General features: G+C 57.1%; 8 protein-coding genes. 3 read left to right on the top strand and 5 right to left on the bottom strand.

What is annotated here, in order from left to right; all coding sequences use genetic code 11:
• Window positions 1-18 precede the first annotated feature (18 nt).
• Together C5Y96_RS26385 and C5Y96_RS26380 are read right to left on the bottom strand one after the other, a co-directional pair.
• Complete coding sequence (locus C5Y96_RS26385; RefSeq protein ID WP_105359620.1) at window positions 19-402, bottom strand: carboxypeptidase regulatory-like domain-containing protein; 384 nt, start codon at window positions 400-402, stop codon at window positions 19-21.
• 35 nt (window positions 403-437) lie between these two features.
• Entirely contained in the window at window positions 438-1,424 is a 987-nt protein-coding gene (locus tag C5Y96_RS26380; protein WP_105359865.1) for a DUF1559 domain-containing protein, read from the bottom strand.
• 641 nt (window positions 1,425-2,065) lie between these two features.
• Between C5Y96_RS26380 and cimA the strand changes: the two genes are divergently transcribed.
• Both cimA and C5Y96_RS26370 read left to right on the top strand, forming a co-directional pair.
• The gene (cimA, locus tag C5Y96_RS26375) at window positions 2,066-3,688 is read left to right on the top strand and encodes a citramalate synthase (protein WP_105359618.1); all 1,623 of its coding nucleotides are present in this window, start codon (window positions 2,066-2,068) and stop codon (window positions 3,686-3,688) included.
• Window positions 3,689-3,826: 138 nt separating this feature from the next.
• Complete coding sequence (locus C5Y96_RS26370; RefSeq protein ID WP_105359616.1) at window positions 3,827-6,985, top strand: valine--tRNA ligase; 3,159 nt, start codon at window positions 3,827-3,829, stop codon at window positions 6,983-6,985.
• 28 nt (window positions 6,986-7,013) lie between these two features.
• Here C5Y96_RS26370 and C5Y96_RS26365 read toward each other — a convergent pair whose 3' ends face one another.
• A complete protein-coding gene (locus tag C5Y96_RS26365) occupies window positions 7,014-7,838 on the bottom strand; it encodes a trypsin-like serine peptidase (protein WP_105359613.1) in 825 nt (274 codons plus the stop codon).
• Window positions 7,839-8,115: 277 nt separating this feature from the next.
• Between C5Y96_RS26365 and C5Y96_RS26360 the strand changes: the two genes are divergently transcribed.
• On the top strand, window positions 8,116-8,517 hold the full coding sequence (locus tag C5Y96_RS26360) for a bifunctional nuclease family protein (RefSeq protein WP_105359611.1): 402 nt from the start codon (window positions 8,116-8,118) through the stop codon (window positions 8,515-8,517).
• 106 nt (window positions 8,518-8,623) lie between these two features.
• Here the strand turns inward: C5Y96_RS26360 and C5Y96_RS26355 are convergent, their stop codons facing one another.
• The gene (locus C5Y96_RS26355) at window positions 8,624-10,405 is read right to left on the bottom strand and encodes an aspartate kinase (protein ID WP_105359609.1); all 1,782 of its coding nucleotides are present in this window, start codon (window positions 10,403-10,405) and stop codon (window positions 8,624-8,626) included.
• A 72-nt stretch (window positions 10,406-10,477) separates the two neighbouring features.
• The gene (locus C5Y96_RS26350; protein ID WP_105359607.1) at window positions 10,478-11,680 is read right to left on the bottom strand and encodes a cofactor-independent phosphoglycerate mutase; all 1,203 of its coding nucleotides are present in this window, start codon (window positions 11,678-11,680) and stop codon (window positions 10,478-10,480) included.
• Between the last annotated feature and the right edge of the window lie 130 nt (window positions 11,681-11,810).

Here is an 11,810-nt window from a genome sequence, read left to right as displayed (position 1 = left end):
TTTTTTTGTTTCGCCATTCTAACGCTTACTTGTCAGCTCGAAGTTTAGCTCGTTCTGCCCAGGCGTCACTTCCGCGACAAGCTCGGTCTTCGCGTTATAGCGAGTCGGGATTCGGGCTTTGGTTTCCGATCCGGAAGGAACATCGATCCGCACACGGTATTTGCCCAGTGAAGCACCTTCCTGATTGGCGGTGTACTGCAACTCGTAGTGTCCTTGGGCATTGGTATAACCGATTGCCGGTCGACCACTCTCAGGCTCGAATGTTACTTCCAGGCCTTCGGCTGGCTGGCCGTCAATGGTGACGTTTCCTTCGACGGTCGCGAAATTCGGATCGCTGCCGACGCAGCCAACAATGCCCAGCACAGCAACACAGGCCGTGAGTGTTATCCAACGAGAAATCATATGGCTTCCTGACTTAGGAGATTTTGAAAGGTTGATTAGGGAAGTTCGACCGGCTGACCGTCGTTCCGAACGCCCAGCAACTGGTAGACGCCTAGGTTGGTAACGTTGTAGTGGGTTGGATCGGGGTTGTCCCAGTAGAAGTCGCTCGTGCGGTACTCGATCGTTTCGGGAATGAAACGCCCAGAACCGTCGACCATTAGAAACTGCGAGCCGCCTGGGTGGAGGCTACCGAATCCTTTGCCGTTATGATCGGCACCGGAGACGGTCTCGCGGTTCATCGGCTGGGCGAAGCTGGCCAGCACGTCCATGACCCCCTTGGGCCACTTCCGCGAGGCATTCATCGTGCCGGCCCAGACACCGCCACGACGCGCGTTGCGGCCTGAGGTGGTGCCGTCAATGTCGGCCCCGTCACGTTCGCCGACGAAGATCGTGTTGCTGGTCCCGTCGGTCACATCACGCATCTTGATGCCACTGTTGCCGTGGAACATGCCGTGCGACTTCTGCGCCTGGCTGATGTGCACCATCCCTTCGCTACCGATGTAGTTCGACTCGGCGATCTTTTCGTTGTTGCTTCCGTAGGTTGCCCATGGGTTCAGGTTGGGGGCGGTGTCCGAAGGGCAGCGATAGCCGTCGATCGGGGTCTTTACCATTGTCAAGCAGTTCGCGTTGTTAATGCAGTCGGTCAACCGCTGCTTGGTGACGCCGATCTGATCGTGCATTGAACCTTGCTCGATGAACGGCAGAATCAACGCTCCCCACGACCATTGGACGTTGCTGGTCGAGTCATACATGAACCCGCTGGGAAACGTCTGGTAGGTGTCGTGGTAGTTGTGCAGAGCAAGACCAATCTGCTTCAGATTGTTTGAGCACTGCATCCGCCGAGCGGCTTCGCGGGCCTGTTGAACGGCGGGCAGCAGCAGGGCGATCAGCACACCGATGATCGCGATCACCACCAGTAGCTCGACCAGGGTGAAACCATCTCGGCGTGCACCGCGTGCGCAGAATGGGTTGGGGGAATGCATGTGGGAAACTCCTAGCGGGTAGGCCAAGGGGAGGTGTTATTCGGGTGGGGTAGGACCTAATGGTTAGCTTGCTACTTATAGTGAATTGCCCTTGAATCGTAAATGGCGGAGCGATGGGCATCGGGCGTCTGAGAGGCGAAAAGGGAGTCTGACGAGAAGAATGTAGAACGCCGTAAGTATTATTTGCAAAGTGACTTAGCGAAATGCATGTCAGGCGTAGCTATGATCTCCAAGTTGGCCACTAAGAATTGTCTTGGTGGGCGACACCCTGGCCCAAGGGAAAGATAGGAAAGAGGAAGCGAGCCTCGTCAGATCGTGGTGTGTCTGACGTAAAGTGGAAGAATTCAGTGACAGGGGGTGCCGAGCAGCCACAACTTGACAGTTCTTATTGCCACACCTAAACTTACGACTTCAATAGACTTAAAAATAGCCCTTCGGGGATAGCATGTTGCAGCCCGTTACTGACATTACCGTAGTAAGCACTATTAGCATTGTGGGAGACCCCACAATCTCGGCGTAGGGACTGCGAACACGAATGATTCAAAGGTAAGCCCTGACGCCATAAAGGTTTCAGGGCTTTTTTGTTGAACCGATCGTACTGGCCGAGCCGGTGCCTCGGTGCCACTTGAGCGGATCGCCCCATGAAAAAGATTGAGATTTACGACACGACCTTGCGTGACGGTGCCCAGGGAGAAGGCGTCAGCTTTTCTCTGCAGGATAAACTAGCCATTACCGAGCGTCTGGACGAAATTGGGGTCGATTTCATCGAGGGGGGCTATCCTCTTTCCAATGAGAAAGATGCCGAGTACTTCCGCCGCGTCCAAGAGATGGATCTGAAGCAGATCAAGGTCTGTGCGTTCGGTATGACGCGCCGCAAAGGGATGCTGGCCAAAGACGATCCCGGCATGCAGGCCCTGCTCGACTCTGGGGCCCCGGTGCTGACCATCGTCGGCAAGACGCACGATTTTCATGTGACCGACGTATTGCGCGTGACGCTGGAAGAAAACCTGGCTATGATCGCCGACTCAGTTGGCCTGATGGTCGAAGAAGGGCGCGAAGTGATCTACGACGCCGAGCACTTCTTCGATGGCTGGAAGGCGAATCCCGAGTACGCCGCTCAAACGATTCAATCGGCCGCTAAGGCCGGTGCTCGCATGGTCGTGCTGTGCGATACCAACGGCGGCAGCCTGCCGGAAGAGATCGCCGAGTTGACCAAGGCCGCTATCGACGCGCTGAAAGAGTTTGGCGTACCGGTTGGTATCCACACACACAACGATGGCGACCTGGCGGTGGCCAATGCTTTGGCGTCGGTTGATGCCGGGGCATTACAGATTCAAGGGACCATCAATGGTTTCGGCGAACGTTGTGGCAACGCCGACCTGATTTCGTGCGTGGCGAACCTCGCGCTGAAAAAGAAGGGTTACGAAGTCCTGGGTGGCGACGGGCTCGAGCATTTGACCGAGCTGTCGCGATTCGTTTACGACACGGCCAACGTCAACCGCCGCAACAACCAGGCCTTCGTCGGTCAGAGCGCCTTTGCCCACAAGGGTGGGATGCATGTGCACGCCGTTAATCGAGCTGCTTCCAGCTACGAGCATATCTCTCCAGAAAAGGTCGGTAACGAACGCCGGGTGCTGGTCAGCGAATTGTCGGGACGCTCGAACATCATGGCTCTGACGACCAAGATGAACATCGAGCAAGACCGCGAGGTCATGGACAAGATTCTGGCCAGTGTGGTCGAGTTGGAAAACCGCGGCTTTCAGTTTGAAGCGGCGGAAGCGTCGTTCGAGTTGTTGGTTCGCAAGACGCTGGGAACGTTCAATCCTCACTTCCGCACGCTGAAGTACCACGTCGAGGTTCAGGACGTCGTTCATCACCAGGACCTGGAACTGACCACCGAAGCGACCGTCAAGCTGGATGTAGCCGAGAAGGTGAAGCACGAGGTAGGTGAAGGGGACGGCCCGATCGATGCGCTGAGTGCCGCCCTGCGAAAGGCACTGCTGGAGACCTATCCGAACCTGAGCCAGATGAAGCTGGTCGATTACAAGGTTCGTGTCGTTAACAGCGAAGCCGGCACGGCAGCCCGCACGCGTGTGCAGATCGAGTGCAGCGACGAGCACGACGTTTGGGGAACCATTGGCGTCAGCGAAAACATCATCCAGGCCAGCTGGAATGCGTTGGTCGATGCGGTCGAATACAAGCTGCACAAGGACGAAGCGGCAAACGAAACGCCTGCGAATCCTCAAGTGGCAGCAACCAACTAGCCAGTTAAAGCAACAGGCGGAATTGGCAAGGAATTCCGCATTGGCGCTTCCTGTCCCCTATCCCTCGCAGAAGGGGCGAGGGGACAGGAAGCTTGAATCGAACATTTCACACTGAAAACTAAAACATAGCGAGTCATACTGGTGGCGTTCTCCGCTCAGGATATTCCCAATCGATTTGATTTTTCGATCTCGCCAAAAATCTACGAATACTGGGAATCAAAGGGATTCTTTCATAGCGAGCCCGACCCGACACGCGAGCCGTTCACGATTGTCATTCCGCCGCCGAACGTGACCGGTGCCTTGCATCTGGGGCACGCGTTAAATAACACGCTGCAAGACGTGTTGATTCGTTACAAGCGATTGAAGGGCTTCAACACGCTGTGGATGCCTGGTACCGACCATGCCGGTATCGCCACCCAGGCCGTGGTGGAACGCCGCATCTTCGAATCAGAAAAGAAGAGCCGGCACGATCTCGGACGTGACGAACTCGTCAAGCGCATCTGGGATTGGAAGGACCAGTACGAGAAACGCATTCTTGGCCAGCTCAAGCGGCTGGGCAGTAGCTGCGACTGGGAACGCACCCGGTTCACGCTCGACGATACTTGTGCCCGGGCGGTGCGTCGGACCTTCTACGATCTGTTCGCCAAGCAGTGGATCTACAAGGGAAAGCGACTGGTCAACTGGGATACGTTCCTGCAAACGGCGGTGAGCGATGACGAAGTGTTCCACGAAACGACCGACGGAAGTTTCTGGCACTTCAAGTATCCTGTGATCGACCCGCAGCCAGGCGAACCGAAGTTCGTGACGATCGCCACGACGCGACCAGAAACGATGCTCGGCGATACGGCTGTGGCCGTCCATCCCGATCCAGTCAAGGCGCTCGATACAATCGAGGCCGAGCTGAAAGTGAAGCTGAAGGAAGCCGCCGGTAAGGATAGGCCTGCCATCCAGGAGCAACTGGACCAAATTGCCGAGCGCCGCGAGACAATGCTGCCGCAGCTAATTAAACTACGTGATATGGCGCTCGATGGTCGCAAGTTGATGCTGCCGCTGGTCGATCGTGAAATTCCGCTGGTGGCCGACCAATGGGCCAAGCCGGAACTCGGTTCAGGCTGCGTGAAGATCACCCCGGCCCACGACCCCAACGACTATGAAGTGGGGCGTCGTCAAGAGTTGCCGATGATCAACATTCTGAATGCCGACGGCACGATGAATGAGACGACCGGTGAGTACATCGGACTGACCATTCCCAAGGCGCGGCAGGCTGTGATCGATGATCTCGACAAGTTGGGCCTCTTGGAAAAGATCGAAGACCGCAAGATCGAGTTAGCTTATTCCGATCGCAGCAAGACGCCAATCGAGCCTTACCTGGCCGACCAGTGGTTCATCAAGATGGATCAGCTGGCCCAAAGCGCGATGGACGCCGTGAAGGATGGCCGCGTGAAGATCTTCCCTTCTCGCTACGCCAACGGCTACCTCGACTGGTTGAGCGAAAAACGGGATTGGCCGGTGAGCCGTCAGTTGTGGTGGGGACACCAGATTCCGATCTGGTCGATCGAGTGTGCTTACAAGGAAGAGCACGACAAGTTGATCGCCCAGTTGGAATCCGATCCTGACATCAAGAGCGGCAAGGCCAACTTCCAGGTTGAACGAGACGAAGAATTGGAAGTTGCCGAAAAAACTGGCACCATCCAGGGGGCCGTCCGCGTGGCCATGCCGTACGCCCAGGTGCACGTGTGCATTGCCGATGAAGACGAATCGCTGGCCAAGAAGTACGAGGCCATGGGCTTCGTCCGCGAGCAGGACGTGCTCGATACCTGGTTCAGCTCGGCCTTGTGGCCACATTCGACCCTTGGCTGGCCCGAGCAAACCCCAGAGCTGGCCTACTACTACCCAACCAGCACGCTGATCACCAGCCGCGACATTATCACGCTGTGGGTGGCTCGCATGGTGCTGGCCGGTATCAACAACATGGGAGAAGTGCCGTTCCGCGAAGTGTTCATTCACCCGACTATCTTGGATGGCTTGGGCGAACGCATGAGCAAGTCGAAGGGGAACGGTGTCGACCCGTTGGACGTGATCGAGAAGTTCGGTGCCGACTCACTCCGTTTCGGTCTGGCCTACCTGACCACCGAAACGCAGGACGTGCGCATGCCGGTGCAGTTCGAGTGCCCGCACTGCGACTCGTTGATCGATCAGACGAAGAAGAACCGTCAGCTGCCACGCGTCGAGTGCAAGAAGTGCGGCAAGCCATTCAGCACCCAGTGGGCAGAAACGGCCGAAGACAAGGCCCTGCCTCGCGGACCGGTGGTGAGCGAACGCTTCGAGTTGGGACGTAATTTCTGCAACAAGCTGTGGAATGCGGCTCGCTTCACGATGATGAACCTGGAAGGGTACACGCCAGGCAGCGTGTTGCCGGAAGAGATGCAGCTGGAAGATCGCTGGATTCTTTCGCGGCTTTACACTGTCACCCAAGAGGTGACCAAGAGTTACGAAAGCTACGGCTACGCCGATGCGGCCCGAGCGACATACGACTTTGCCTGGGACGAGTTCTGCAGCTTCTACGTGGAAATCTTGAAAGAGCGTTTCCAGGATGAGAAGCAGCGGGTCGCCGCTCAGCGGGTTATCACGTACGTGCTCGATGCGATGCTACGTCTGCTGCACCCGGTCATTCCGTTTATCACCGAAGAGATCTGGCAGACGCTCGGCAAGATCGCTCCTGTGCGTGGAATCGAGTCGCCAACCGAGGCGACCGAAAGCATCATGCAATCGACCTGGCCCGAAATCGATCCGAAGTGGGAAGACCGCTCGATCGAACGCCAGTTCGCCGTGTTCCAGGAAACGCTTGGTAGCTTGCGAGAGATTCGCAGCCGTCAGAATATCGCTCCGAAGGACACAATCGAATTCGTCATTCGCTGCGACGAGCCAACCGCCAAGCTGCTGGAAACGATGTCCCCCTACTTCCTGTCGATGGCCAATGCCAAGAGCTGCGGTCAGGGGAAGGACGTGACCGTGCCGGAAACGAATGCCACGATGACCGTGGGCGACATGGAGATCTTCGTCGACCTGAAGGACTTCATCGACGTGGAAGCCGAGATCGAACGGAACGAAAAGCACGCTCAGAAGCTTCAGCAAATGGTAACCAGCAAGGAAAACAAGCTCGGCAACGAGAGCTTCGTGGCTCGTGCCCCGGCCGATATTGTGGCCCGCGAACGCGAGAGCCTGGAGCAAGCCAAGCAGGAACTCGAGCGAACTCAGGCCGTTTTGGCCAAGCTGCGAGAATCCGCCGTGAAGTAATCGAGCTTGTAAACTCTCGCAGGTCGGGTTACGACCCTGCCTGCGATGGTTTCAGAAGCTCGATCGCCTCGATGATAAACGACGCGTGTACCACAATCGCCAGACCAAACTGGTGGTGAGTCTTGACCGTGATGTAGTCTCCTTTCACGGTGTTATGCACGAAACGCTGCCCGTGGATGATTCCCATAATCATGGGGTCGTTGCCGCTAGCTTCACTGCGCGACGTGTAGACGGGGCCGCCACTGTCGCCGCTGAAGATGTTGGCGTTCACGTAAAAGGTCTTGGTCTTCTGGGTGGGCAGCAGCGGGAAGGTCGCGATTGGCCCACTTCGAAGGATGGGAAACCCGGCAGCACTGGCTTCTTCTCGGTGAGGGTAGCCCAGGAAGAACATCGTTTGACCGGGGTGAACCTGGTTCTCTTTTAGGGCGTCGTCAGTCGCCAGCAGGTCGGTCGAAAGCTTCGCCAGGTCGGCACCTTCAGGGGGCGTTACGGCAATCACAGCGACATCTTCGCTCGGATGTTTTACCCACAGAGGCTTCTCATCGTTACGGATGTTCAGCTTGACCGGCAGCTTTTTGTATTCTCCCTCAGCGATCTTTTGGCGGAAGATGATCGTTGTCTCGTTGCCTTTGGTGGTGTCGAGAACGTGGTTCGCCGTGACCAGCAGGAAGCTTTTGCCGTCGTTGGGCGTGAGGATGAAGCCGGTCCCGGTAGAATCTTCGTGACTGAGTTTCACTGTCGCGCGGAGCATCTGAGTGTTCAGGTCTTCGGCAACGGCCACTCGAGATGACGATCCGAATAGAAGAAGTGCCGTGCACGACAAAAGAGATAGGCGGGCTAACATGCGTAACATATCGGTAAATTCTTTAAGTTCTGGATGTGGCAGGCAAATGGGCCAAAGCAGGTCGCCGCTGAGAGAAGGTGTCTTTACCGCGGCGTTGTCAATTTTCTACTGTAATCGGATTGTATACTTTTGCGAATGGACCTGTTTTGGTTGCAACACCTTTTAGGCCGATAAGAACTTGCCATTTGCCGTAACGCACCAGTTTGGGGACTGTTCCCACGCGAATTTCCAGGGATATAATCGAGTGAACTGAACGAGAAGTCCCTGAGCAAGATCAGATCCCCTTATGCCCATTCAGATGGAACTCTCGCGGATCATCATCAGCGAGATTAACGACCAGCAGGTTATCTACTTGAAGGAAGTGGACGGAGAACGCCAGTTTCCGATCATGATTGGCATCTTCGAAGCGACCAGCATTCACCGCCGCGTGAAGGACTTCGTCCCGCCTCGCCCGCTAACGCACGACCTGATTGTCAGCATCGTCGAACGCCTGGGTGGTGAACTCGATAGCGTCATCATCAACGACCTGAAAGAAGGGACCTACTTCGCCAACCTCCGCGTGAAGGTCGACGGCGAACTGGTCTCGATCGATGCCCGGCCGTCGGATGCCATCGCCGTGGCTGTGACGAGCCAGCCTCACTTGCCGATCTACGTGGAAGAACACGTGCTGGAAGAATCGGAAGTCTAGGCGACGTTATGGGTTCACCTCAAACATAAAAAATGGCCACCGCTTCCGGTGGCCATTTTTGTTCTCGCTTGGTTGGCGAAAGCCATTATGATGCTGGCCGTTGCATTCACGTGTCCAGCAGGACGTCTTTGAACGCGGCTTGCAGGGCTTTCAGGCCTGGTTCTCCTTCGTCTTCGTCGACGATGACGTTCACGCGGACTTCCGACGTGCTGATCAGGTCGACGTTGATGCCGGCACTACTCAGGGCTTTGAACATGCGGACACCGACTCCGGTGTGGCTTCGCAGGCCAATACCGCTGACGGTCAGCTTGGCCGCCTCGCGGTTCCCTTCAACTTCCCCTTCACCCATCTCAGCCACGACTTCTTCCAGGGCCGCGTAGGCCTTTTCGTAGTCGGAAGCGGGGCAGGTGAAGCTGACGTTAGCACAATCATCGCGGCCAACATTCTGGATAATTACGTCGATGTTGATTCCCTTCGAGGCGACCGCATCGAAGACCTGGGCAGCGATGCCTGGTCGATCTGGGACGCGGCGAACCAACAGCAGTGCTTGGCTACGATCGAGTTCAATGTCGTCGATGGCCAAGTCTTCCATTTCGCGTAGACGCTGAACGACGATGGCCGGATCGGTTACGTCGCGAACGCGTACTGAGCTGACTTCGGTGGGCGAATCTTCGGGGGTGATGTCGAGCTCAAAGCCGTTGTGAACGGCCTGCAACGCCCGCTGGGCATCGGCCTGGCTGACCAGAACCGAGATCTTGATTTCCGAGGTCGAGATAGCCTGGATATTGATTCCTTCTTCGGAAAGGACGCGGAACATCTTGTTGGCGACGCCGGGCAGTGTGGCCATACCCAGACCAACGACCGAAACCTTCGAGACGTGATCGTCGTAGGTGATGTTCTCAGGCTGAAGCAGTTCCGAGGCTTGCTTCACAGCGTCGAGCGTCACCTTCAGTTCGTTCTGCGGAACGGTGAAACTGATGTTCGCTTTGCCATCCTTGCTGATGTTCTGGACGATCATATCGACCGAGATCGCTTTGGCGGCGATACGGCGAAACAGTTCCAGCGAGACGCCTGGTTCGTCTGGTATGCCTTCCAGGGTGATGCGAGCTTCCTTCTTGGTGATCGCTGCGCCGCTGACCGGGCGAGTTTTCGATTCCGGGTCGTGCACGATCAGCGTACCAGGGACATCGGTGAAACTGCTGCGGACGTGGATCGGCACGCCGAACTTCTTGGCGAACTCGATCGAGCGGCTGTGCATCACGCCGGCACCCAGGCTGGCCAGTTCGAGCATTTCGTCATAGGCAATCTGAGGGACGCGGCGAGCATCGGGCAGGACGCGCGGGTCGGTCGTGTAAACGCCATCGACATCGGTGTAGATTTCGCACGAGTCGGCATCGAGCACGGCGGCTAAGGCCACGGCCGTGGTATCGCTACCGCCGCGGCCAAGCGTGGTGATGTTGAGGTTTTCGTCGATTCCCTGGAAACCGGCGGCGATGACGATATTGCCTTCGTCGAGCAACTGCTTCACACGCGAAGTTTCGATTGAGCGGATACGGGCCTTGGTGTGGGTGCTGTCGGTGCGAATGCCGATCTGGGCACCGGTCAGGCTTACGGCCTTCGAGCCGAGCGCGTCGATGGCCATCGCCATCAGGGCAACGCTGACCTGCTCGCCGGTGGAAAGAAGCATGTCCATTTCGCGGGCAGGTGGGTTGTCGCTGACCTGTTGGGCCAGATCGACCAGGACGTCCGTGTTCTTGCCCATCGCGCTGACGACCATCACCACCTGGTGACCTTCTCGCTGAGCGCGGATCGCTTTTCTGGCTGCGGAAACGATCTTCTCGCAGTCGGCGACGCTGGTTCCTCCAAACTTCTGAACAATCAATGACATGGGATCGTGTCATCCGTAATAAAATTCGACTTGGCAAATTGACTAACCTAAGCGACTGCCTGGGACAGTGGTTTATACGCCGAGGAAGTATGGCATCATCTTCCAGCCTTCGTCGAAGCTTAGCGACGAGGCGTCGGCGTTGCGTTCGTTGTAAGCCTCGAACGCGTCGGCCTCGATGCCACTGCCACACATGGTCAGCGGGACAAAGCCGTGGCTATGAGTTTTCGTGCGGCAGAACGTCGGATGATCAGGTAGAACGATCATGCGATACTCGCCGTACTTCTTCAGCGCTTCATGCAGCGGGCCGACGATCTTTCCGTCAATCGCTTCCAGGGCTTTAATCTTTTCCTCGATGTCCCCTTCGTGCGAAGCTTCGTCGGTCGCTTCGACATGCACGCAGATCACGTCGGTGGAATCCAACGCGTTGATCGCGTATTGTCCCTTGGCGGCGTAATCGGTGTCGGTGTAGCCGGTCGCACCTGGGACTTCGATGCGGTCCCAGCCGATCAGCGCGGCAAGCCCGCGTAGCAGGTCGACTGCGGTGATCATCTTACCGGTCTTGCCGTACAGTTCGTGGAACGGCGTCAGGGCAGGGCGACGGCCCAGGCCCCACAGCCAGATGTTGGTTGCCGGCGGCTTGCCTTCGGCGATACGTTTCAGGTTGACCGGGTGATCGGCGAACAGCTCGACGCTGCGGCTCATCATGTCGGAAAGCCAGTCGCTGCCCAGACCGCGCGGATAGCTGTCTGCGACTGACTTGTCGCTGAGGTCGTGCGGCGGCGTGGTGCGGGTTTCCATAGTGAACGGAGCAGGACGGTCCGCGCCCCGGTAGATTAGCAGATTGCGGTAGCTGACGCCGGGATGAAACTCGACGCCAGGGCCGGCCAGCTTCTCTTGGGCCGTTTGCAGCAGGGCTTTGGCTTCTTCCGACGAGATCTGTCCGGCGGTGAAGCTCTTCATTATTTGGTCTTCGATGGTGACCAGGTTGCAGCGAACTGCCCAGTCATCGGCACCCAGCTGAATACCTTGGGCAGCGGCTTCCAGTGGGGCACGGCCTGTGAAGTATTCCAGCGGGTTGTAGCCGAGCAGGCTCAAGTTGGCCACGTCGCTACCGGCCGGCAGATGGGCCGGAACGTTATCGGCTCGACCGACGACGCCAGCTTTGGCCACGGCATCCATGTTCGGGACGTTGGCAGCTTCCAGGGGAGTCTTACCACCGAGCGAGTCTTGCGGTTCGTCGGCGCAGCCGTCGGGAATGACAATCGCGTATTTCATTTTTCCCGAATCTCCTTGTTGTGTTGGGCATGACCGAGGGTTTGAGTGCGACTGGAATCCTACCAGTGCGAACCTAGGTTGCATTTGTCAACTTGAATCCGCTTTCGGAGCACTGGCCAGAGGCCAGTGG

This window comes from Blastopirellula marina (assembly GCF_002967715.1).
Taxonomy (GTDB): domain Bacteria; phylum Planctomycetota; class Planctomycetia; order Pirellulales; family Pirellulaceae; genus Bremerella; species Bremerella marina_B.
The sequence above is the reverse complement of the archived record's forward strand: the minus strand, read 5'-3'. Positions and strand labels throughout refer to the sequence as shown.

Excerpts from the sequence above, each read along its gene's own strand:
- C5Y96_RS26365 (WP_105359613.1), bottom strand. The coding sequence starts at position 7,838 with ATGTTACGCATGTTAGCCCGCCTATCTCTTTTGTCGTGCACGGCACTT.
- C5Y96_RS26350 (WP_105359607.1), bottom strand. The coding sequence starts at position 11,680 with ATGAAATACGCGATTGTCATTCCCGACGGCTGCGCCGACGAACCGCAA.
- C5Y96_RS26355 (WP_105359609.1), bottom strand. The coding sequence starts at position 10,405 with ATGTCATTGATTGTTCAGAAGTTTGGAGGAACCAGCGTCGCCGACTGC.
- C5Y96_RS26380 (WP_105359865.1), bottom strand. The coding sequence starts at position 1,424 with ATGCATTCCCCCAACCCATTCTGCGCACGCGGTGCACGCCGAGATGGT.
- cimA (WP_105359618.1), top strand. The coding sequence starts at position 2,066 with ATGAAAAAGATTGAGATTTACGACACGACCTTGCGTGACGGTGCCCAG.
- C5Y96_RS26360 (WP_105359611.1), top strand. The coding sequence starts at position 8,116 with ATGCCCATTCAGATGGAACTCTCGCGGATCATCATCAGCGAGATTAAC.
- C5Y96_RS26385 (WP_105359620.1), bottom strand. The coding sequence starts at position 402 with ATGATTTCTCGTTGGATAACACTCACGGCCTGTGTTGCTGTGCTGGGC.